The sequence below is a fragment of the Paucibacter soli genome (genome assembly GCF_037482845.1).
GTDB classification, from domain to species: Bacteria; Pseudomonadota; Gammaproteobacteria; order Burkholderiales; family Burkholderiaceae_C; genus Paucibacter_B; species Paucibacter_B soli.
Genome location: NZ_JBBHJW010000005.1, coordinates 172160 through 193769, shown reverse-complemented (window position 1 = coordinate 193769; position 21610 = coordinate 172160). Strand labels below are relative to the sequence as shown.

Genomic DNA, 21610 nt, shown 5'->3' with positions numbered 1-21610 from the left:
CGCCGCAAAGAAAATATGCCGTGCCTGGCGCAGCGGACGGGCTTCGAACGTACCATGGCACGAGGCCGTTGGCGCCCGCGCCGCCGGCCCGCTTCAAGGGAGACAAGGTGATGCAGGGAATATTGCTTTGCGTGGACGATGAGGTGATCGTGCTGAGCGCGCTGCGCGACCAGCTGCGCAAGGCCTACGGCGCGCGGCATCTGATCGAAATCGCCGAGAGCGCCGAAGAGGGCCTGGAAATCCTCGACGAGCTGAGCGGCCAGGGCCTGGTGCCCCTGGTGGTGATCTCGGACTTCCTGATGCCCGGCATGAAGGGCGACGAGTTCCTCATCCAGGCGCGCCGGCGTTTCCCCTATGTGGTGACGGTGCTGTTGTCGGGCCAGGTCAGCGAGGCGGCGGTCGACCGGGTGCGCAGCCAGGGCCATCTCGACAGCATGCTGGCCAAGCCCTGGGACGCCCAGGCCTTGCTGGACAGCATCAACGCGGGCCTGGCGCGCTTTGCCACCAGCCGGCCCGACGCGCTCAGCCGCTAGCAGCAAGGGAGGCACGATGGGGCAAGAGGTCATTCTGTGCGTCGATGACGATGGCGGGGTGCTGACCTCGCTGCGTTCGCTGCTCGGCAAGAACCTGCTGCATGGGCAGGTGATCGAGATCGCCGAGAGCGGCGCCGAGGCGCTGGAGCTGATCGACGAGATCGAACGCGAGGGCCAGACCCTGGCCGTCATCATCGCCGACTACATCATGCCGGGCATGAAGGGCGACGAGCTGCTGGTGCGCGTGCACCGCCGCATGCCGGATGCGCTCACCATCATGCTCACCGGCCAGAGCAATCTGGACGGCGTGAAGCGCGCCATCAACGAGGCGAATCTGTTCCGCTTCCTGGAAAAGCCCTGGCATAACGAGGATGTGGTGCTGACGGTGCAGGCCGCGCTGCGCGCCTTTCGACTCAACGCCGAGCTGCAACGCCATGTGCAGGAGCTCAGGCGCATGAACGAGGAGCTGGAGCAGACCGTGGCCGAGCGCACCCAGGAGCTGGTGGAAAAGAACCGCGAGCTTGAGCAGTTGGCGGTGACCGACCGCCTCACCAAACTCTACAACCGCCTCTTCCTCGACCGCGTGCTGGAACGCGAGTTCGCCAGCGCGGGCCGCAGCGGCCGCAGCTTTGCGCTGATCCTGATGGACATCGACCGCTTCAAGCGTGTCAACGACACCTATGGCCACCATGTCGGCGACGAGGTGCTGATCGCGTTGGCCCAGATCCTGCAAGTGCGCATCCGCGCCAGCGACGTGGTGGGCCGCTGGGGCGGCGAGGAGTTTCTGGTGATCTGCCCCGACACCGACCTGGCGGGCGGCCAGCAGGTGGCCGAGAACCTGCGCCAGCGCATCGAGGAGCATGTGTTCGCCCATGTCGGACATTGCAGCGCCAGCTTTGGCGTGGCCGCCTATGCGCGCGGCGACACCATTGCCGCGGTGGAGCGGCGCGCCGACCAGGCCCTCTATGCGGCCAAGACGCATGGCCGCAACCGCGTCGAACTGGGCGAGCGCAGCCACGACGCACAGCCGCGCCGGGAGGCGCTCTGAAATATTTGGCACAGCGGACCCGCACGGTCCTGCAGAGCCTGCTGGCATTCGGCGCGGTGCTGGCCCTGACCCTGCTGGCCTGCGCCCTGGTGGCGCGCGAGCAGCAGCGCCAGATCGACGCTGCCTTCGCCAGCGACACCCGACGCCTGCTGACCCAGGTGGACACGCGCCTGCAATCGCACTTCGCGGCGCTGCGCAGCATGCGCGGCCTGTTCGCCGCGCAGTCCGAGGTGAGCCGCCTGCAGTTCCAGCAGTTTCTTGAGCAGCTGCGCCTGCGCGACAGCACGCCGGGTTTCCAGGCGGTGCAGTATGTGCGCGCCCTGCCCGAGGCCCAGCGCGCCGACTTCGTGGCCGCGGTGCGCGGCGACCGCTCCTTGCATGCCGAGGGCTACCCGCGGTTCGACATCCATCCCGCCAACACGCTGGCGCAGCACTATGTGATCGAGTACAACGAGCCGATGCGCGGCAACGAGGCCGCCTTTGGCCTCGATCTGGCCGCCCTGCCGGCGCATCTGCGCGCGCTGGAGCTCGGGCGCGACAGCGGCCTGCCGGTAGCTACCGAGCCGCTCAAGCTGGTGCAGGACCAGGCCGGCCGCACCGGCTTCGTGGTGCGCATGCCGATCTACCGCCGCGGCGCAGCGCTGCAGGAGCTGGCACAGCGCCGCGCCGCATTGCAGGGTTTTGCGGCCCTGGTCTACCGCGTGGATGATCTGATGCGCGATGCCATCGATGCGCAGCTGCTGCCCGCCCTGCGCGTGCGCATCGGCGATATCGGCTATGCCGAGGCTGGCGCGGCGGCAGCGGCCACAGCGCAGCCCCTGTTCGACAGCGCCCCTGGCGCGCTGGCCACCGGTCTGCGCATGAGCGACACCCTGGTGGTGGGCCAGCGCCGCTGGGCCTTCGAGATCAGCGCCCTGCCCGGCGGCCGCTACGAGCCCGAGCGCGCGCGCCTGCTCGCCATCCTGCTGCCCGGCCTGCTGATGGCCTTGCTGTGCGCCGGCCTGGTGGCGGCCTGGGCAAGCCGGCGCGCGCTGGCCCTGCAGCTGGCCAGCACCCTGGCCGAGCAGAAGGCCATCTTCGACAACGCCGCGGTGGGCATCCAGTTCGTCAAGAACCGCCGCATCCAGGCCTGCAACAGCGGCCTGGCGGAGATGCTGGGCTACCGCGCCGAGGAGCTGGTGGGCGCCTCCACGCGCATCTTGTTCGCCTCCGACCAGGCCTTCGAGGCGGCCGGCAAGGCCGCCTATGCCGGCATCGCCGCTGAGCAGCATTGGATCGGCGATGTCGAATGGGTGCGCAAGGACGGCAGCCCCATCCAGTGCCGGCTGCACGGCAGGCATATCGACCCGCAGCGCCTGGAGCTCGGCTCGGTCTGGGTGTGCTACGACATCAGCGCGCTGCAGGCCGCGCAGGCGCAGCTGATCCAGCACGAGAAGCTTGCCTCGCTGGGGCAGCTGGTGGCCAATGTGGCGCATGAGATCAACACCCCGATCGCCGCCATCAAGTCCAGCAGCCTCAACCTCGGCGATGCGCTGGCGCTGTGCCTGAGCGAGTTGCCGCACCTGTTGCAGCTGCTGGAGCCGCCGCTGCGGGCGCGCTTCATCGAGCTGACCCGGCGCGCCAGCCTGCCCGCCAGCCCACTCAGCACGCGCGAGGAACGCCTGCGCACGCGCGAACTCGGCGAGGCGCTGGAACAGGCCGGCGTGGCCGATGCGCGCCGTGTGGCCGGCGTGCTGGTGCAGCTGGGCGAAACCGGGCTCAGGCCCGAGCTGCTGGCGCTGCTGCAGCATCCGCAGCAGGCGCAAGTCCTGCGGCTTGCCGAGGCCGTGGCCACGCTGCTGCGCAGCGCCGCCAACATCAATGCCGCGGTGGAGCGGGTGGCCAAGATCGTGCTGGCGCTGAAGCGCTTCTCGCGCAGCGATCCTCAGGGCCAGCCAACGGCCACCGATCTGCGCGAGAGCCTGGAGACGGTGCTGACGCTGTATCACAACCAGTTCAGGCAGGGTGTGGAACTGGTGCGCGATTACCAGGACGATCTGCCACCCCTGCCCTGCCTGCCCGACGAGCTGCACCAAGTCTGGACCAACCTGATCCACAACGCCCTGCAGGCCATGAACTACCGCGGCGTGCTGCACATAGGCCTGCGCCGCCGGGGCGACGCGGCGCTGGTGACGGTGGCCGACACCGGCTGCGGCATCCCTGCGGCGCTGCGCGCGCAGATCTTCGAGCCCTTCTTCACCACCAAGCCCGCCGGCGAGGGCAGCGGCCTGGGGCTGGACATCGTCAAGCGCATCGTCACCCGGCATGGCGGCCGGATCGATGTCTACAGCGAGCCCGGTCAGGGCGCCCGTTTCGAGGTGCTGCTGCCCTACGCGGGCGCTTGAATTTGCAAGCATGCGCCCCAGATGGCCCACAGCAACTGGAGCCGCCATGATCGTGACCTGCCCCCACTGCCTCACCAAGAACCGCGTGCCCGCCGAGCGCGCCGGCCAGGACCCGGTCTGCGGCCATTGCGGCCAGGCCTTGCTGAGCGGCCATGTGCTGGAACTGGACGAAGCAAAGCGTTTCGACGCCATCGTGGCCGGCAGCGAGCTGCCGGTGCTGGTGGACTTCTGGGCGCCCTGGTGCGGGCCCTGCCGCATGATGGCGCCGCAGTTCGAGCAGGCGGCGCGCCAGCTCAAGGGCCGCGCCCTGCTGCTCAAGGTCAACAGCGACCAGCTCACGCAGCTCGCGCAGCGCTATGCGATCCGCAGCATCCCGACCCTGATCCAGTTCGGCGGCGGACGCGAGGTGCAGCGCATCAGCGGCGCGCTGCAGGCGGCGCAAATCGTCGGCTGGATGCGCTGAGGCGCCCCGCGCGCCGGCTTCGGCGCGCAAGACCTGGCCCCCAGCGCGGGGCATGCGCTACCATCAAAGCGCCATGAACAGGGATCTGACAGCTCCGTCGGTCCGGCGCTGCCGCGTCGGCTAAGGCCATGCCTCAACCGTCCGCGCCATTGCTGCACATCGACTGGATGCTGCTGATCGCGCTGGGCTGGTTGGCGGTGGGCATGGCCGGCGCGCTGGCCCTGCACCGGTTGGCCCTGGTGGCGCGCTGGCTGTTCCCGGCCGGCGGGCTGCTGGGCCTGGCGCTGGCCGGTGTGGCGCTGAGCGCGCTGCTGGCCACGCCCGAAACGGCACCGGAAACCGCGCTCTTGCCGGTGGGCCTGCCGGGCCTGCCCTTCCACCTGCGCCTGGACGCGCTCTCGGCCTATTTCCTGATGGTGCTGGGCGGCGCCTCGGCCGGCATCTCGGCCTTTGCAGCCGGCTATTTCCGCTCCGGCGAGGGCACGCCGCCGGGCCTGCTGTGCCTGGAGTACCACGTCTTCCTGGTCAGCATGCTGGGCGTGCTGCTGGCCGACGACGCCTACTGCTTCATGGTGATGTGGGAGACCATGGCGCTGGCCTCCTTCTTCCTCGTCACCGCCAACCACCGCATCCCCGAGGTGCGCAGCGCCGGCTATCTCTACCTGACGATGGCGCGCATCGGCGCGATCGCCATCCTGCTGTGCTTTGGCGTGCTGCAGGCCAATACCGGCGACTACAGCTTCGCCAATATGCGCGCGCAGGCGCTCAGCCCCTTCTGGGCCTCGGCGGGCTTCGGGCTGGCGCTGCTGGGCTTTGGCGCCAAGGCCGGCGTGCTGCCCCTGCATGTGTGGCTGCCCGAGGCGCACCCGGCCGCGCCCTCGCCGGTCTCGGCGCTGATGAGCGGGGTGATGCTCAACACCGCCATCTACGGCCTGCTGCGCGTGACGCTGGACCTGCTGAGCGCGCCGCTATGGTGGTGGGGCGGCGTGCTGCTGGCGGTGGGCCTGGCCACCGCGCTGTTCGGCGTGGTGTTCGCCGCGGTGCAGACCGATATGAAGCGCCTGCTGGCCTATTCGTCGATCGAGAACATGGGCCTGCTGTTCGTCGGCATGGGCCTGACGCTGATCTTTGCCGCCTATGCGATGAAGCCGATGGCCGCGCTGGCGCTCACCGCCACGCTCTACCACGTGGCCAGCCATGCCTGCTTCAAGAGCCTGCTGTTCCTGGGCACCGGCAGCGTGCTGCATGCCACCGGCGAGCGCAACCTCGGCAAGCTGGGCGGCCTGATCCGCTGCATGCCCTGGGTGGCCTGGCTGAGCCTGCTGGGCGTGCTGGCCAGCGCCGGCCTGCCGCCGCTGGGCGGCTTCGTCTCGGAATGGCTGCTGCTGCAGAGCTTTCTGTTCGCGCCCGGCCTGCCGGTGCCGCTCTTGACCATGCTGATCCCGGTGGTGGCGGCGCTGATCGCGCTGGTGTCGGCGCTGGCGGGCTATACCATGGTGAAGTTCTTCGGCGTGATCTTTCTGGGCCAGCCGCGCGAAGACAAGCTCGCGCAGGCGCACGACGCCGGCCACTGGGAGCGCGCCGGCATGGGGTGGTTGGTGCTGGGCTGCCTGGCGCTGGGCCTGCTGCCCAGCCAGTTCATCCAGCTGCTGGACCCGGTCACGCAGCAGCTGGTGCGCTCCGGCCTGGGCGCGCAGGTGGCCGCGCATGGCTGGTTGATGCTCGCGCCGGTGAGCCTGGACCAGGCCAGCTATGGACCCATCATCTTCCTGCTGGGCATCCTGGCCTGCTTCGCGCTGGCCTTTGTGCTGGTGCGCTGGCTCTACCATGGCCGCCTGCGCCGCGCGATTCCCTGGGCCTGCGGCTTCCCCTGGGGCACGGCGCGCATGCAGGACAGCGCCGAGGGCTTCGGCCAGCCGATCCGCCAGATCTTCGAACCCTTCTTCCTGATGCGGCGCGAGCTGCCCTCGCCCTTCGACAGCGAGCCGCATTACCGGGTCCAGGTGGACGATCACTTCTGGCGTTGGCTCTACCTGCCGCTGGCCGAGCTGGCGGCGACGCTGGCGCGCCTGATCGGCCGGCTGCAGCAGGGCCGCATCGCGGTCTACCTGCTCTACAGCTTCCTGACCCTGATCGCCACCCTGCTGGTGGTGCAAAGATGAACCTGCCATGAGCTTCAGCGGCCTGCTCTCACAACTGCTGGAGATCCTGCTCGCGGTGGCGCTGGCGCCGCTGCTGAGCGGCTGGGTCAGCCAATGCCGCGCCTGGCTGCAGGGCCGCAGCGCCCCCAGCCTGCTGCAGCCCTACTACCTGCTGCACAAGCTCTTCAACAAGGAGTCGGTGCTGGCCGAGCATGCCTCGCCGCTGTTCCGCAGCGCGCCCTATATCAAGTTCGGCTGCATGACGCTGGCCTGCGCCATCATCCCCACGCTCTCCACCGATCTGCCGCTGGCGCCCGCCGCCGACGCCATCGCCCTGGTGGGCTTGTTCGCGCTGGCGCGCGTGTTCATCTCGCTGGCGGCGATGGACGTGGGCACGGCCTTCGGCAGCATGGGCGCGCGGCGCGAGATGCTGATCGGCTTCCTGGCCGAGCCGGCGCTGCTGATGGTGCTGTTCTCGGCCTCGCTGATCTCCAAGTCCACCTCGCTGACCACCATCGTCGAGACCCTGGGCCATCGCGAGCTGGCGATCTACCCGGGCCTGGCCTTTGCGGGCGTGGCCTTCACGATGGTCTCGCTGGCCGAGAACGCGCGCGTACCGGTGGACAACCCGGCCACGCACCTGGAACTGACGATGATCCACGAGGCCCTGATCCTCGAATACTCGGGCCGCCACCTGGCGCTGCTGGAATGGGCGGCGAGCCTGAAGCTGTTCGCCTATTCCTGCATCGGCCTGGCGCTGTTCTTCCCCTGGGGCGTGGCCGAGGCGCAGGCGCCGCTGGCGATGCTGCTGGCCCTGCCGGTGCTGGTCGCCAAGCTGGCCGTCGGCGGCGCCTTGCTGGCGGCGCTGGAGACGCTCTCGGCCAAGATGCGCATCTTCCGCGTGCCCGAGTTTTTGGCCACCGCCTTTTTGCTGGCGGTGATCGGCATGCTGGTTCACCTATTGCTCGCCCGCTGAGATGAGTACGCTGCTGACCCAATTCGTCAACCTGCTCGGCGCGGTGCTGCTGATGCTGGCCTTCGCGATGATCTCGCAGCGCCGCATCGTCTCGCTGATCCATCTGTTCACCATGCAGGGCGCGACCCTGGTGCTGGCCACCGCGGTGGTGGGTTATGTCACCCGCCAGCCGCATCTGTATCTCTCTGCCGGCGTGACCCTTTTGCTCAAGGTGCTGCTGATCCCCTGGCTGCTGCACCGCGTGGTGGGCCGGCTCAACATCCGCTGGGACATCGAGACCCTCATCAACATCCCCACCACCATGCTGATCGGCATCGGCGTGGTGATCTTCTCCTTCAACCTGGCGATGCCGATCTCGCGCCTGTCCTCGGCGCTGGCCAGCGGCACGCTGGGCATCGCGCTGGCCTGCGTGCTGCTGTCCTTCCTGATGATGATCACGCGCGCCAAGGCGGTGCCCCAGGTGATCGGCTTCCTGGCGATGGAGAACGGCCTGTTCTTCGCCGCCACCGCCGCCACCTATGGCATGCCCATGGTGGTGGAGCTGGGCATCGCGCTGGACGTGCTGATCGGCGTACTGATCCTGGGTGTGTTCATGTTCCAGATCCGCGAGCAGTTCGACAGCCTGGACATACGACACCTCGAAAAACTCAAGGAGGACTGACACCTTGTCGGCGCTCGCCTTCCTGCTCGCTTCGCCACTGATCGGCGGCCTGGTGCTGGCCCTGGTCGGGCATCGCGACAACGCCCGCGATGTCAACGTCGGCTTCAGCCTCGCCACCTTCATCGCCGCCTGCGTGCTGACCGCCGAGGTGATACGCGGCGGCCCACAGCTGCTGTGGGCGCGCGAGTTCTATGTCGACGCGCTGAACGTCTTCCTGGTCACGCTCACCGCCTTCGTGGGCCTCACCACCGCGATCTTCTCGCGTCCCTATATGCGCATCGAGCGCGACCACGGCAAGATGACGCCGCCGCGCCTGCGCCTGTATCACAGCATGTACCAGCTGTTCAGCTTCACCATGCTGCTGGCGCTCACCACCAACAATATGGGGCTGGTCTGGGTGGCGATGGAGGCGGCCACCCTCACCACCGTGCTGCTGGTGAGCGTGTACCGCACGGCCGCCAGCCTGGAGGCGGCCTGGAAGTACTTCATCCTGTGCGGCGTGGGCATCGCCCAGGCGCTGTTCGGCACGGTGCTACTGTACATGGCGGCCGAGAAGGTGATTGGCGCCGAAGGTGGGGCGCTCTTGTGGACCAATCTCGACGCGGTGAAGGCGCAGCTGGACCCCAACATCATCACCCTGGCCTTCGCCTTTCTCTTTATCGGCTATGGCACCAAGGTGGGCCTGGTGCCGGTGCACAACTGGCTGCCCGACGCCCATGCCGAGGGCCCGACACCGGTCTCGGCGGTGCTCTCGGGCCTCTTGCTCAACGTCGCCCTCTACGCGGTGCTGCGCTGCAAGGTGCTGACCGACGGCGCGCTGCAGGGCCCGCTCACCGGCCGGCTGATGATGGGCTTCGGCCTGCTCTCGGTGGTGGCGGCGGTGTTCTTCCTGATCCGGCAGAAGGACGTCAAGCGCATGTTCGCCTACTCGTCGATCGAGCATATGGGCATGATGACCTTTGCCTTCGGCATGGGCGGGACTATCGCCAGCTATGCCGGCCTGCTGCACATGACGGTGCATTCGCTCATCAAGTCGGCGATCTTCTTTGCGGTGGGCCATGCCACGCAAAAGGCCGGCAGCCAGCTGATGGAGGAGATCCGCGGGCTGATACGCGTCAGCCCCACGGTGGGCTGGGGCCTGATGCTGGGCGCGCTGGCCATCCTGGGCATGCCGCCCTTCGGCGTGTTCGCGAGCGAGTTCCTGATCGTCACCACCGCGATGCGCGAGCAGGCCTGGGCCACGCCCTGGCTGCTGATCGCGCTGGGCCTGGCCTTTGCCTCGGTGTTCAGCCGCGTGCAGCCGATGGTGTTCGGCGAGACCACGCTCAAACCGCTGGCCCATCCACCGGCGTTGATCCCGGTGTTCGTGCACCTGGCGCTGGGCCTGCTGCTGGGCCTCTACATCCCGCCCTATCTGGATGCCTGGTACCGCCAGGCCGCCGCCATGCTGGTGGGAGGGCCCTGAGCATGTCGATGCTTGTTGCGCTGCCCACGCCGCTGCCGATCCGCCATGGCGTGGTCGATCGCGAGGGCTGGCTGGCGGTGGCACAGGATGTGCTGGACGGCGGCGGCCGCCTGGTGTCGCTATGGGGCAGCGCTGAGCGTCGTGCCGTCAACGCGGCCTATGCCTTCTCCTTCGAATCCGGCCTGGCCTGGATCGAGCTGCCGCTGGCCCCCGGCGAGGGCCACCCCGACCTGGCGCCGCTGTTCCCCGCCGCCGCACGCCTGCAGCGTGCCGCGCGCGATCTAGACGGTATCGCTGCCGACGGCGCCACGGACACCCGGCCCTGGCTGGACCATGGCCTGTGGGGCGCGGAGGGCGAGGCTGCGCTGCCGGCCGACTATGCCTTCGTGCGCGTGCAGGGCGAGGGCGTGCACGAGATCGCCGTCGGGCCGGTGCATGCCGGCATCATCGAACCCGGCCATTTCCGCTTCTCGGTGGTCGGCGAAAAAGTGCTGCGCCTAGAAGAGCGGCTGGGCTACAAGCACAAGGGCATTGCGCAGCGCTTCACAGAGCTGGCGCCCTTGGACGCTTACCGCCTGGCCGGCCGCGTCTCGGGCGACTCCACCGTTGCCCATGCCTGGGCCTATTGCATGGCGCTGGAGGCCGCCGCCGGTGGCGCGATACCCGCGCGCGCCGCCTGGCTGCGCGCCCTGCTGCTGGAGCGCGAGCGCGTTGCCAACCACCTGGGCGACCTGGGCGCGCTCGGCAACGACGCCGCCTTCGCGCTCGGCCTGGCGCAGTTCTCGCGCCTGCGCGAGGACTGGCAGCGCCTCTCGATGGCGCTGTTCGGCCACCGCTTCATGATGGACCGCATCGTGCCCGGCGGCGTCGCGGTGGACCTCGATGCCGAGGGCCGGCGCCGCCTGCTGGCGCAATGCGATGCGCTGGAGCCCGAGCTGCACCAGCTGCGCCACATCTACGACGAGCATGCCGGCCTGCAGGACCGCTTCATCGGCACCGGCCGCGTCACGCCCCAGCTGGCCGCTCAGCTGGGCCTGACCGGCCTGGCCGGCCGCGCCAGCGCACAGACCTGGGACCTGCGCTGCGCCCCCTCGCTGCCGCCCTACGACGGGCTGAACGTCAATATGGCCACGCACCGCAACGGCGACGTGGCGGCGCGCGTCAGCGTGCGCTTCGACGAGCTGCTGGAATCCTTGCGCCTCTTGCGCCTGCTGTGCCTGGGCCTGCCCGAGGGGCCTGTGCGTTCAGACCTGACCCTGCCGCCGGGCACCGCGCGCGGCGCCGGCTGGGTGGAAGGCTGGCGCGGCGAGGTCTTCGTGGCGCTGGAGCTGGATGCAGGCGCGATCCGCCGCTGCCATTGCCACGATCCCTCCTGGCAGAACTGGCCGGTGCTGGAGCATGCGGTGATCGGCAACATCGTTCCCGACTTCCCGCTCATCAACAAGTCCTTCAACCTCAGTTACGCAGGACACGACCTCTGATGTGGCGCATCCTCAGGCAAATCGCCCGCACCGGCATCGTCAGTGAGCCGGCGCCCGAAGTCACGCTGGAGCCCGCGGCCGAGGCCGGCCGCATCCAGCAGGCCCTGCTGCAGATCCTCGGCCGCGCGCTGTGCATACGCGAGGTCGATGCCGGCTCCTGCAATGGCTGCGAGTTGGAGCTGCATGCGCTCAACAACCCCTATTACAACCTCGAGGGCCTGGGCATCAAGTTCGTCGCCAGTCCGCGCCATGCCGACATGCTGCTGGTCACCGGCCCGGTGTCGCGCCATATGGCCGAGGCGCTGCGCCGCAGCTACGAGGCCACGCCCGAGCCGCGGCTGGTGCTGGCCGTCGGCGATTGCGGCTGCGACGGCGGCATCTTCGGCGAGCGCAGCTATGCCCACTGCGGGCGCGTTGCCAACGTGATCCCGGTCGACCTCACGGTGCCCGGCTGTCCGCCACCGCCGCTCGCGATCCTGCGCGCCATCCTGACGGCGGTGCAGCGGCGGCATCATCATCACCATCGCTGAACCTGCGTCAACCTCGCGTAGGCTGGCCTCGCTATGCTGACCGCCACCATTGCAGCGAGCGAGCCCACCATGACCCAGACCATCCCCGCCACCCTGATCCCCGGCGACGGCATCGGGCCCGAGATCGTCGACGCCACGCTGGCGGCGCTGGAGGCGCTGCAGGCCCCGTTCGAGTGGGACCGTCAGGTCGCCGGACTGGGCGGCGTGCAAGCCCATGGCGATCCGCTGCCCAAGGCCACGCTGGACAGCATCCGCCGCACCAAGCTGGCGCTCAAGGGCCCGCTGGAAACGCCCTCGGGCGGCGGCTACCGCTCGTCCAACGTGCGCCTGCGCGAGGAGTTCCAGCTCTATGCCAATGTGCGCCCGGCGCGCACCATCATCCCCGGCGGGCGCTACGACAACATCGACCTGCTGGTGGTGCGAGAGAACCTCGAGGGCCTCTACATCGGCCATGAGCATTACGTGCCGATCGGCGACGACCCGCATGCGGTGGCGATGGCCACCGGCGTCAACACCCGCCAGGGCAGCCACCGCCTGCTGGAATACGCCTTCGAATTGGCCATCGCCAGCGGCCGCAAGAAGGTCACCATCGTGCACAAGGCCAATATCATGAAGGCGCTCACCGGCCTGTTCCTGGAGACCGGCCAGGAGCTGTGGGAGCAGAGGTACAAGGACCGCATCGCGCTCGAGACGGTGATCGTCGACGCCTGCGCAATGAAGCTGGTGCTCAATCCCTGGCAGTTCGACGTGCTGGTTACCACCAATCTGTTTGGCGACATCCTCTCCGACCTGGTGGCCGGCCTGGTGGGCGGGCTAGGCATGGCGCCGGGCGCCAATATCGGCGCCGACGCGGCGATCTTCGAGGCCGTGCATGGCTCGGCGCCCGACATCGCCGGCAAGGGGGTGGCCAACCCCACCGCCCTGCTGCTGGCCGCCGCCATGATGCTGGACCATTGCAGGCTCGGCGAGCTGGCGACCCGCTTGCGCGTCGCGATTGACGCCACGCTCAACATCGACCAGGTGCGTACCGGCGATCTGGGCGGCAACGCCGGCACCGCTGCCTACACCGCGGCGCTGGTGAGCCGCATCAGGAATGGCTGAGCGTGCGCTCGGTGCGCCAACGCACCGAGCACCGTCACAGTTCCAGGCTATGCTCGCCGTGTAATAGCTGCCTCGGCTTGGGATGCATATGCGACGACGTCAACCTCAGGAAGAACTGGCGCTCACTCCCGTGCGGGTGCGCGCCGGCCTGGCGCAGGGCCGGCTGGACGCCTTGCGCGCCGCACTGCCAGGCGCCGCCGCCTTTCTGAAACGCCGCCGCGCCGACCTGCTCAAGGCCGACGAGATCGCCGACTATGTGGCGCTGGACTGGCTCAGCTGGGAGGGCGGCGGGCTCAAGCTTACCGCCACCGGCCAGAACATCTGCGCCCAGAGCCTGCGCGCCACCAGCGCCGTCTGAACAAGGGTCAGGCGGCGCCGCCACGCGGCCGAGCCGGCCCGGCAACGGCAACAAAGGCGAGCGCGCAGGCCGCTAGCGTCCACACGATCACCGCCCCCGAGGGCAGATCCAGGATGGCCGAGAGCGCGAGGCCGAGCGCATAGCCCAGCGCCCCCAGCCCATAGGCGATCAGCTGCCGCCGCCTGCCCTGGTAAGTGCGCGTCGCCAGGGCCGGGATGATGAGGCTGCTGAACACCAGGTACACGCCCACCAGCTGCACCGAGGCGGTGACGGCGATGGCAAAGGCGGCATAGAAACCGAAGCGCCCCAGCCGCGCCACCCAGCCCAGGCGCAGCGCCGCCAGCAACAGGACCGAGACGGCGCCCAGCCAGAGCAGCTGGGTGTTGTTGACCCAGAGGATCTGGCCCACCAGCAGCTCCTTGAGATGCTCGCCACCATGCGGGTTGCCGGCCAGCAGCAGGATGCCGGCGCAGGCCGCCAGGATGAACATCACGCCGATCAGCGCCTCCTGCTGCTCGGGCGCCTTGCGCTCGGTCCAGGTCAGCAGCAGGGCGCCCAGCAGTGCCGCGCAGACGGCCGCCAGCTGCACCGCCACGCCGCCCTCGGGCAGGCCCAGGGCGTCGGCAGCGATCACGCCCAGGCCGGCGATCTGGGCAATCGCCAGGTCGATGAAGACGATGCCACGGTCCAGCACCTGGGTGCCCAGCGGCACATGGGTGGCCAGCACCAAGAGGCCGGCGATCAGGGCGGGGCCCAGAATGCCCCAGTCCAGTGCGCTCCAGTTCATGGTTGTTTCACTCCCGCTGCCAGCAGGCGCGCCACGGTGTCGTCGAACAGGCCGATGAGGTCCTTGGCGCCCTCGCTGCCGCCGACGGTGAAGGGAATCTTCACCACCGGCATGCCGGCGTTTTTGCTGAGCCACTCGGAGGCGCGCGGGTCCTGATAGGCCGCGACCAAGACCATGCGCGCGGGCGCGGCCTTGAGGCTGGCCAGCACACCTTGCAGATGCGAGGCGCTGGGCTCCACGCCGGGCTTGGGCTCCAGCACCGCCACCTCTTTCAGGCCCAGCCAGTCGTAGAGGTAGACAAAGGCCTTGTGCTGCGAGGCCACGGCCGCACCCCTGAGCGGCGCCGCCTGGGCCGCCCAGCGCGCCATCGCCTGCTGCCAGCGCTGCGCAAAGTCGGCCTGCGCTCGGGCGTAGTCCGCGGCGTGGGCCGGGTCCAGCTGGGCCAGGCGCGTGCCCAGCGCCATCGCCACCTGGGCGATGTTGCGCGGGTCGGTCTGGATATGCGGATTGCCGGCGGCATGCACATCGCCCTGCGCGCGGTCCAGCTGGGCCGGCACATCGAGCTTGCGCACGAAGTCGGCGGCGGCGAAGTTGCCTGGCTGGCCGGCCTGCAACTTGGCATTGCCCGATTGCTGCAGCAGCACCGGCAGCCAGCCGATCTCCAGCTCGGCGCCGGTGCAGACCAGCAGATCGGCGTTGCGGGCGCGCGCGATCAGGCTGGGCTTGGCCTGGATCTGGTGCGGGTCCTGCAAGGCGCTGGTGGCCACCGCCACCTCCACCAGCTTGCCACCCAGTTCCTGGGCCAGCGCGCCCCATTCGGGTTCGCAGGCCAGCACGCGCAAGGCGGCATGGGCGGGCAGGGCCAGCAGCAACGGCAGGGCCAGCAGGAGCTTGAGCTTGTTGCGAATCATCACAGGGTCTCCTTTCAGTAGCCGTGCGCGCCATGCGCGCCCAGGCTCATCTGGTATTGCAGGAAGAGCTGGCGGTCGGCGCTGCCGTCGCGGGCGCGGTCATGGGCCAGTTGCAGGCGCACGCGCGAGAACTCGCTGGCATTGAAGTCCAGCATCAGCGAATCCTTGCGTGGCCGGTAGTCACTCTGCGCATAGAGGCCGGCGTTGATGCCGTAGTCCGGCGTGCCGGCCTGCAGGCGCTCGCTGCGCAGGCCCAGGCGCCAGCCGGGCATGAACTGATACACGCCCTGCACATACCAGCCCGATTGCGTGGCCCGGTAGGCGCCGGCGCTGTCGCCCTGGCCGGGGTCCACGACCAGGCTGCCGCTGCGCCTGCTGCGCAACCACTCGCCCTGCAGCTTGAAGCTGGTGCGCGTGGCGTTGCCCTCGGGCGCCCATTTCCAGATCGCGTCGAGCACCCAGACGCGCGTGCTGCCGCTGAACAGGCTGTTGACCATGCTGCCGTTCGCGCCCTGCCCCTGCAGCGCCTGCTCATCGGCCTTGGCGTTCAGCACCGAGACCCCGAAGCGCCAGCTATGGCTCGCGCCGATGTCGCCGCCGGTATGCGCAGTCAGCGCGCTCATGCCGGCACCGTTGCGGCTGTTGTCGCCGCCTGGGAAGCTGCGGCCGCGGCCCAGCTCCAGGCCCAGCTCCAGGTACTGCTCCGTGGGCGCCAGCCAGTTCAGCTGCACGCCATCGTCGCCGTATTGCGTGCCCAGCATGGCCTGGTAGGCGAGCGGGTTGTCGACGAAGTCCCAGGCATGGGCATGCTGGGAATTCAGATAGCCCACGCCCGAGAAAAAGCGCCCCGCCTTGAACGCCAGGCCATGGCCCAGTGCGGTGGTCTGCACATAGGCCTCTTCCACCGACAGGCTGTTGTCCCCGTGCAGGGCGATGTTGGCGGCACCGCGCAGCCAGGGGTCGATATTGGCGCTCAGGCCCAGCTCGGACTCGGCCAGGCTGAAGCCGCGCGTGCCGGGCCCAAGCTCGGCGTCCTTCGGCAGCTGGAAGCCGCGCATGGCGTACTGCGCAGGGTCCTGCGAGGTGCGCCCGTAGAGGCCAGAAAGAATCAGCGAGATCGCGGGATTGAAGGCGTTGGCCGCCGTGCTGGGGCCAGCCGTGGGGCTGGCGGCGGGCGCCGGCGGCGCTGGCGTGGTTGCGGCGGCCTCGGCGGCCTTGAGGCGCTGTTCGAGCGCCGCCAGGCTGGCCTCGTAGGCGGATCGCATCGCGGCGATCTCCTGCCGCAAGGCGCTGATGTCGGAGTTGGTGTCGGCCCGCACCGTCATGGGCGCGGCCAGGGCAAGCGCAAGGCTTGCCGGCAATAGCTTTAGCATTGGTTGTTCTCGCTCCAGGCAAGGACGTGGTGAGAGCCCGGCCGCCGTCACGGCGGGTGGGCTCGGCGCATCGTTCTCAGCGAGGCACGGGCGGGGCGCGACTCCGGTAGGCCAGGGTCGGGCGCGCGCACCCGAAGCCGGCGCGCAGCGGCAGCGGCAGGGCATGCGCCAAGGCCAGCAAGGCCAGCGGCGACTTACTGGTGGGCAGCGATGCGCCGCTCAGCGCGGCCGCGCTCAGGCACAGCTCGCAGCCCGCCGCATGGCCGGCCTGCTTGCCTTCGTCCTGCGCCAGGCCCGTCTGCACACCATGCGAATAGCGGTGCCAGCTGGCCGTGGACTGCGCCAGCGGCAGCAGCATGGCCAGCCACAGCAGCCAGGCCAGGCTGGCGTGCAGGGAGTGGGGGCGAAGGGAGATGCGTCGCATGGCGATGCGCGCGATCTTACGCCGGACGCCTCGGACCGGGCTTCCAGGGCCTAAGATGCCTAGCTCAGGCAAGGAGTTAGTCATCATGCAAGCACGCCTCTCTCTCTGGATCCGAAGCTGGCTCGCCCTCCTCTTGATGGCACTGGGCCTGCTTGGCCCCGCGCTGGCCCAGGGCCGCCATGGCGACGACGGCGAATACCAGATCCTGCAGGCACGCTACGGCACCGCCAGCCAGAACGTCGACGTGACCCAGCGCCTGCGCGAGCTGGCGCGCTCGGACCGCGAGTTCCGCGTCTCCAACGACACCCTGGGCGTCGACCCCCATCCCTACCAGAAGAAGACCCTGCGCATCTATGCGCGCGGCCGCGACGGCCAGACGCGCAGCTTCGAATACCAGGAGGGTCAGCGCATCGACGGCGCGATGTTCACCGGCTGGCGCGGCGGCAACTGGGGTCATGGCGGCTGGCATGGCGGCTGGGACGCCGACCAGCGCGCCGGCCAGGACGAGGGCGAATACCTGATCCTGGAAGCGCGCTACGGCACCGCGCAGCGCAATGTCGACGTGACCCAGCGCCTCAAGCAGCTGGCCAGCCAGGACCGCGTCTTCGAGGTCAGCAACAACACCCTGGGCATGGACCCCCATCCCTACAAGAAGAAGTTCCTGCGCATCTACGCGCGCGGCCGCGACGGCCAGACGCGCACCTTCGAGTACCCGGAGGAGCAGCGCGTCGACGGCGCGCAGTTCATCGGCTGGAGCGGCGGTCAATGGGGATCGGGCGGCTGGGGTGGCGGCTGGGGCGAGCAGCCCGGCTACGCCGACGAGGGCGGCGCCCTTACCATCATCAGCGCCAGCTACGGCGCCGACGGCCGCACCCGTGACCTGACACGGCGCCTGCGCAGCCTGGTGCGCAACAACCGCCTGGAAGTCACCGCCGACAACAACCTTGCCGGCGGCGACCCTGCGCCCTATGTGGGCAAGACCCTGTGGGTGACCTTCCGCGTCGGCAACGGGCCCGAGCAACAGGTGGCGGTGGAAGAGCGCGGACGGCTGAGCATTCCCTGAACGGGCTCAGCCCGCCCGCGGCCACCGGAACTGCGCCACCCAGGCCGGGAATTCATCGGCCGGCATGGGCCTGGCGATCAGATAACCCTGCGCCACATCGCAGCCCCAGCCGGCCAGCAGATCCAAGGCCTCGGACGTCTCTATGCCCTCGGCCACGATCTGGCGCCCGAGCTCGTGCACCAGATCGATGGTGGACTTCACGATCACAGCGGCATCCTTGTCGCGGCCCAGCGCGCGCACAAAGGACTGGTCGATCTTGATGAAGTCGACCGGCAGTTTCTGAAGGTAGCTCAGCGATGAGTATCCGGTGCCGAAATCGTCCACATAGAGCGCGATGCCCTGCTCGCGCAGGCCATGCAGCACATGCAGCGCATGCTCGGCGTCCTCCATCACGGTGCTCTCGGTGATCTCGATCTCCAGCAGGCCGGGCGGGCAGGCGCTGGCCTGGCACAGGCCGCGCATATGCTCCAGCAGGCCCGGGTCGCGCAGATTGCGCGCCGACAGGTTCACCGCCACCGGCCACGCGCGGCCCGCGCCGCTCCACTGCTGCAGCAAACGCAGCACCGCCGCCAGCACCCATTCGGTGAGCGGCTTGATCAGGCCGGTCTCCTCGGCCAGCGGGATGAATTCGGCCGGGCCCACCAGGCCGCGCTCGGGGTGCTGCCAGCGCAGCAGCGCCTCGGCGCCGCAGACCTGGCCGCTGCGCATCTCGACCTTGGGCTGCAGGAACAGACGCAGCTCATCGCCCTGGATCGCGCGCTTGAGTTGGACCGCCAGGTTCAGGCGCCCCGGGCGGTCCCGATGCAGGCCGGGATCGAAGAAGGCATGCGGCAGCCCTTGTCTCCTGGCCTCGTGAACGGCAATGTCGACATGCCTGAGCAGATCATGCGGGGTCGATCCATGCTCGGGAAACAGCACGATGCCGGTCTTGGACGCCAGGTCCAGCGGGATGCCAGCCACCAGGCAGGGCGTGGCCAGCATCGCCTCCACCTGCTGCATCAGCCACAGCGCCGCGGCGTGATCGGCATCGGGCAGCAGGATCGCGAACTCGTCGCCGCGCAGCCGCGCCACGATGGCCGGCTCGGGCGTGGCGTCGCGCAGCCGCCGGCCGAACTCCTGCAGCATCTGGTCGCCATAGGCAAAGCCGAGCGCATCGTTGACCTCGCGCAGCCGGTCGATGTCGGTCTGCAGCACCGCAAATGGTCGACCGCTGTGCTCGCTCGCGTGGATGGCCTCGACCAGGGCATCGCTGAACACCGTCTCGTTGGGCAGGCCGGTGAGCGCGTCGTAGCGCGTCAGCTGCTGCATCGCCGCCTGGATGCGCGCCTGCTCGGCGCGCGCGCGCAGGGTGGCGATGCCAAAGGCCAGGTCGTCGGCCGACTCGCCCAGCAGCCTGATCTCGTCGGTATCGAAGGCGTCGGGCTCAATGCCATAGATCGCCAGCGCACCGATCACCTCGGCGCCGACGCGCAGCGGGCAGGCCAGCACCGACACCTGCCGGCCCAGCTGTTGTTGCCAGGCCATGTAGTCGGGGTGGCCGCGCATGTCGCGCACCAGGCTGGTCGCGCCGCTGCGCACCGCGCGCGCCGCGGCGCCGCGGCCACGCTCGCCGTCGGCCCAGCTGGCCTCCAGGCCACGCAGGCCCGGCAGTCCACTCGCAAACCCGCAGGCGGCCCTGGGATCCAGCGTGCGCTGCGCGTCGTCGACGCGATACCAGACCACGGCCATGCTGTAGCCGCCGGCCTCGACGATGGCGACGCACATGCTGTCCAGCAGCTCCTGCTCGGCGCCGGCCCTCAGCATGGCGCGGTTGCCGGCGCTGAGCGTGCGCAGGGCACGGCTGACATGCTCAAGCGCCCTGACATTCAGCGCCAGTTCGCTGTTGAGGCCCTGGATGCGGGCCTCGGAGCGCTTGCGCTCGGTGATGTCGGTGCCGAGCACGTAATAGCCCAGCACCTGGCCGGCGTCGTCGCGCTTGGGCACATAGCTGATGACCTGCCAGACATCGGTAAACGGTTGCCAGTCGTAGCTCAGCGCCTCGCCGGCGAGCGCCCGCGCGATGCGCGGCCCGGCGATCGCGTAGCGCGCCTCGCCCAGCACCTCGCGCACGCTGAGCCCGGTGATGTCGGCACGCTGGGGGGCGAAGCGTTGCCGATACTGCTCGTTCACATAGACGTAATGTTGCGCGGCATCGACGTAGGCAATCATCGCCGGCACATTGCCGATCACGCTGCGCAGATCGTCCTTGCTCTCGCGCAGCTGCGCGGTGCGCTCCAGCACATGCAGCTCCAGCCTCTCGTTCTGCGCCTCGACGCTGAGCCGCGCCTGCCGCTCGGCACTGACATCGCGGAACACCAGCACCGCGCCGAGCACCCGGCCGGCCGCGTCGCGCAAGGGCGTCAGCGTCTCCGCCACCGGGCAGCTCGACGCGTCGCGCCTGAGCAGCAGAGCCTCGCCGCTCAACCTGGCCGGCGGCGCCGTTGTCGCCGGCAGCAGATGCCGGCGCTTCTGTCCGCTGACATCGGTGGTCTGGTAAACCTCGTCGAGCGGCCGGCCCAGGGCCTCGGCCTGGCCCCAGCCGGTCAGGGCCTCGGCGGCCGGGTTGAGCCGGATCACGCGCCCCTGCGCGTCGGCACTCAGCACCGCGTCGCCGATCGATCCCAGCGTGGTGGCCAGGCTCTGCTCGTTGTCGGCCAGCTGGCGGCGCGCCAGCTCGGTGGCACGCAGCTGGCGCCGGATCAGCACAAAGATGGCCGCCAGCAGGCCCAGCAGGAACAGCGCCAGCATGGCAGAACTGAGCAGGAGATTGCGGTGCGTCAGCAGCTCCCCGGCACCACGCCAGGCCAAGCGCCCGCCCTCGGCATCCTCCATGGCGCTCAATAGCTGATAGGCGCGCTGGCGCGTGGCGGGCAGCGGCGCGGTGGCCACATAGGCGGTGGCGGCCGCCAGGCCATCGCTGCGGCGCAGCTGCTCGACCCGGTAGGAAATCGCCAAGCGCTGCTCCAGCACTTCGCGCAAACGCGCCAGGTGCCCGCGCTGCACCTCGTCGCCAGCGATCAACAGGCCGATGCGTTGCAGCAGCAGCTCGCGCTGCGCCACCGAAGCATTGCGCTCGGCGATCATCGCCTCATCAGAACTCAGGCGGAAACTCTGTGTCGCCAGTTCGACCTGCAGGGTGTGCGCCCGCACGCGCGCAAGCGTGCTGATCAGTTCATGGCCGCGCGCCATCTGCTGCACGGCGTTGGCCTCGTCCTCCACCAGCTTCCAGACGCTGCCGACCAAGGCCGCCACGACCAGCACCGCACAGGCAAATGCCAGCAACACCTTGGACTCGAAGCCCGAAACTGCCTTCATCGCTCCACCGCCCATGCTGTTCAGCCGAGGCCATGTTAGCGCTGCCTGACAGACCATTTGCACGTCCGGCACAAGACCGGCACGCATGCGGGACGTGCAACGCACAAACCTAGGGATCCTCTGCACTGCCAAGGGCACCGGCGGAAACCGCGGCGGCGAAGAACCACAAAGAAGCTCACATGGCCGCGAGCGTGTCCTGGCTGAAGCAGTTCTGCCAGCGCCCCTCATGGCGGCGCCACAGCGAGCTCACCAGCCAATGCTCGAACTCGGCCCGGGCCGGGCGCCGCCAGCGGGCCCGGTAGGAGAGCATCGCCAGCTCGCTACCCAGCCACAGCACCCTGGGCTCGGAGAGTTCGAATTCCGCCACCGTCGGGCCGTCGGCGAGCTGCTCCACATGGCCGGCCTTGCCGGCCAGGCCGCTCGGGTAGACGCCCACGAAATCCTCGCTCAACAGGGCCGCATCGGCGGCCGCGTCACCGCGCTGCAGGGCGCGCCAGACCCGGCGCTCCAGCTCCAGAATGGCTTCGTCGTCAAGATCGTTGCCTGCCTGCATGCTG

19 protein-coding genes are annotated in these 21610 nt (G+C 69.3%); 13 read left to right on the top strand and 6 right to left on the bottom strand.

Annotated elements, in window-relative coordinates; all coding sequences use genetic code 11:
• The first annotated feature begins 110 nt into the window (after positions 1-110).
• The 12 genes from WG898_RS12485 (at position 111) to WG898_RS12430 (ending at position 13141) form a co-directional block, all read left to right on the top strand.
• Positions 111-533 (top strand): response regulator, encoded by a 423-nt coding sequence (locus WG898_RS12485; RefSeq protein ID WP_339603123.1) that lies wholly within the window; start codon positions 111-113, stop codon positions 531-533.
• 16 nt (positions 534-549) lie between these two features.
• Positions 550-1581 carry a GGDEF domain-containing response regulator gene (locus WG898_RS12480; protein ID WP_339603122.1) on the top strand — a complete coding sequence of 344 codons (1032 nt, stop codon included), beginning with the start codon at positions 550-552 and terminating at the stop codon, positions 1579-1581.
• Positions 1582-1586: 5 nt separating this feature from the next.
• On the top strand, positions 1587-3965 hold the full coding sequence (locus WG898_RS12475; RefSeq protein ID WP_339603121.1) for a CHASE domain-containing protein: 2379 nt from the start codon (positions 1587-1589) through the stop codon (positions 3963-3965).
• 46 nt (positions 3966-4011) lie between these two features.
• Positions 4012-4428 (top strand): thioredoxin TrxC, encoded by a 417-nt coding sequence (trxC, locus tag WG898_RS12470; RefSeq protein ID WP_339603120.1) that lies wholly within the window; start codon positions 4012-4014, stop codon positions 4426-4428.
• Between the two features lie 128 nt (positions 4429-4556).
• Complete coding sequence (gene hyfB, locus WG898_RS12465) at positions 4557-6590, top strand: hydrogenase 4 subunit B (RefSeq protein WP_339603119.1); 2034 nt, start codon at positions 4557-4559, stop codon at positions 6588-6590.
• Between the two features lie 7 nt (positions 6591-6597).
• Entirely contained in the window at positions 6598-7545 is a 948-nt protein-coding gene (locus WG898_RS12460; RefSeq protein ID WP_339603118.1) for a respiratory chain complex I subunit 1 family protein, read from the top strand.
• A 1-nt stretch (position 7546) separates the two neighbouring features.
• Positions 7547-8206, top strand: coding sequence for a formate hydrogenlyase (locus WG898_RS12455; RefSeq protein ID WP_339603117.1), 660 nt, complete (start codon positions 7547-7549; stop codon positions 8204-8206).
• A gap of 4 nt (positions 8207-8210) precedes the next feature.
• The gene (locus WG898_RS12450; protein WP_339603116.1) at positions 8211-9671 is read left to right on the top strand and encodes a hydrogenase 4 subunit F; all 1461 of its coding nucleotides are present in this window, start codon (positions 8211-8213) and stop codon (positions 9669-9671) included.
• Positions 9672-9673: 2 nt separating this feature from the next.
• Positions 9674-11152, top strand: a complete 1479-nt coding sequence (locus WG898_RS12445) for a hydrogenase large subunit (protein ID WP_444718935.1) — start codon at positions 9674-9676, stop codon at positions 11150-11152.
• Positions 11152-11682 carry an NADH-quinone oxidoreductase subunit B family protein gene (locus WG898_RS12440; protein ID WP_339603115.1) on the top strand — a complete coding sequence of 177 codons (531 nt, stop codon included), beginning with the start codon at positions 11152-11154 and terminating at the stop codon, positions 11680-11682. The genes WG898_RS12445 and WG898_RS12440 overlap by 1 nt, the downstream gene beginning before the upstream one ends.
• Before the next feature lie 69 nt (positions 11683-11751).
• Positions 11752-12783, top strand: coding sequence for an isocitrate/isopropylmalate dehydrogenase family protein (locus tag WG898_RS12435; RefSeq protein WP_339603292.1), 1032 nt, complete (start codon positions 11752-11754; stop codon positions 12781-12783).
• A gap of 88 nt (positions 12784-12871) precedes the next feature.
• Positions 12872-13141, top strand: coding sequence for a hypothetical protein (locus WG898_RS12430; protein ID WP_339603114.1), 270 nt, complete (start codon positions 12872-12874; stop codon positions 13139-13141).
• 7 nt (positions 13142-13148) lie between these two features.
• Here WG898_RS12430 and WG898_RS12425 read toward each other — a convergent pair whose 3' ends face one another.
• The 4 genes from WG898_RS12425 to WG898_RS12410 all read right to left on the bottom strand — a co-directional run bounded on the left by WG898_RS12425 (position 13149) and on the right by WG898_RS12410 (position 16636).
• Entirely contained in the window at positions 13149-13928 is a 780-nt protein-coding gene (locus tag WG898_RS12425; RefSeq protein WP_339603113.1) for a metal ABC transporter permease, read from the bottom strand.
• Complete coding sequence (locus WG898_RS12420) at positions 13925-14839, bottom strand: metal ABC transporter substrate-binding protein (RefSeq protein ID WP_339603112.1); 915 nt, start codon at positions 14837-14839, stop codon at positions 13925-13927. The genes WG898_RS12425 and WG898_RS12420 overlap by 4 nt, the downstream gene beginning before the upstream one ends.
• 14 nt (positions 14840-14853) lie before the next feature.
• Entirely contained in the window at positions 14854-16212 is a 1359-nt protein-coding gene (locus WG898_RS12415) for a porin (RefSeq protein ID WP_339603111.1), read from the bottom strand.
• Between the two features lie 76 nt (positions 16213-16288).
• Positions 16289-16636 (bottom strand): hypothetical protein, encoded by a 348-nt coding sequence (locus WG898_RS12410; protein ID WP_339603110.1) that lies wholly within the window; start codon positions 16634-16636, stop codon positions 16289-16291.
• A gap of 85 nt (positions 16637-16721) precedes the next feature.
• Between WG898_RS12410 and WG898_RS12405 the strand changes: the two genes are divergently transcribed.
• Positions 16722-17699 (top strand): hypothetical protein, encoded by a 978-nt coding sequence (locus WG898_RS12405; protein WP_339603109.1) that lies wholly within the window; start codon positions 16722-16724, stop codon positions 17697-17699.
• A 6-nt stretch (positions 17700-17705) separates the two neighbouring features.
• On the opposite strand, the gene WG898_RS12400 is transcribed toward WG898_RS12405, so the two are convergent.
• Both WG898_RS12400 and WG898_RS12395 read right to left on the bottom strand, forming a co-directional pair.
• The gene (locus WG898_RS12400; RefSeq protein ID WP_339603108.1) at positions 17706-21053 is read right to left on the bottom strand and encodes an EAL domain-containing protein; all 3348 of its coding nucleotides are present in this window, start codon (positions 21051-21053) and stop codon (positions 17706-17708) included.
• 175 nt (positions 21054-21228) lie between these two features.
• Positions 21229-21606 (bottom strand): DUF4440 domain-containing protein, encoded by a 378-nt coding sequence (locus tag WG898_RS12395; protein WP_339603291.1) that lies wholly within the window; start codon positions 21604-21606, stop codon positions 21229-21231.
• Positions 21607-21610 lie beyond the last annotated feature (4 nt).

Coding starts and splice junctions, on each gene's coding strand:
- WG898_RS12485 (WP_339603123.1), top strand. CDS start 111: ATGCAGGGAATATTGCTTTGCGTGGACGATGAGGTGATCGTGCTGAGC.
- WG898_RS12480 (WP_339603122.1), top strand. CDS start 550: ATGGGGCAAGAGGTCATTCTGTGCGTCGATGACGATGGCGGGGTGCTG.
- trxC (WP_339603120.1), top strand. CDS start 4,012: ATGATCGTGACCTGCCCCCACTGCCTCACCAAGAACCGCGTGCCCGCC.
- hyfB (WP_339603119.1), top strand. CDS start 4,557: ATGCCTCAACCGTCCGCGCCATTGCTGCACATCGACTGGATGCTGCTG.
- WG898_RS12460 (WP_339603118.1), top strand. CDS start 6,598: ATGAGCTTCAGCGGCCTGCTCTCACAACTGCTGGAGATCCTGCTCGCG.
- WG898_RS12455 (WP_339603117.1), top strand. CDS start 7,547: ATGAGTACGCTGCTGACCCAATTCGTCAACCTGCTCGGCGCGGTGCTG.
- WG898_RS12445 (WP_444718935.1), top strand. CDS start 9,674: ATGTCGATGCTTGTTGCGCTGCCCACGCCGCTGCCGATCCGCCATGGC.
- WG898_RS12440 (WP_339603115.1), top strand. CDS start 11,152: ATGTGGCGCATCCTCAGGCAAATCGCCCGCACCGGCATCGTCAGTGAG.
- WG898_RS12435 (WP_339603292.1), top strand. CDS start 11,752: ATGACCCAGACCATCCCCGCCACCCTGATCCCCGGCGACGGCATCGGG.
- WG898_RS12430 (WP_339603114.1), top strand. CDS start 12,872: ATGCGACGACGTCAACCTCAGGAAGAACTGGCGCTCACTCCCGTGCGG.
- WG898_RS12425 (WP_339603113.1), bottom strand. CDS start 13,928: ATGAACTGGAGCGCACTGGACTGGGGCATTCTGGGCCCCGCCCTGATC.
- WG898_RS12420 (WP_339603112.1), bottom strand. CDS start 14,839: ATGATTCGCAACAAGCTCAAGCTCCTGCTGGCCCTGCCGTTGCTGCTG.
- WG898_RS12415 (WP_339603111.1), bottom strand. CDS start 16,212: ATGCTAAAGCTATTGCCGGCAAGCCTTGCGCTTGCCCTGGCCGCGCCC.
- WG898_RS12410 (WP_339603110.1), bottom strand. CDS start 16,636: ATGCGACGCATCTCCCTTCGCCCCCACTCCCTGCACGCCAGCCTGGCC.
- WG898_RS12405 (WP_339603109.1), top strand. CDS start 16,722: ATGCAAGCACGCCTCTCTCTCTGGATCCGAAGCTGGCTCGCCCTCCTC.
- WG898_RS12400 (WP_339603108.1), bottom strand. CDS start 21,053: ATGAAGGCAGTTTCGGGCTTCGAGTCCAAGGTGTTGCTGGCATTTGCC.
- WG898_RS12395 (WP_339603291.1), bottom strand. CDS start 21,606: ATGCAGGCAGGCAACGATCTTGACGACGAAGCCATTCTGGAGCTGGAG.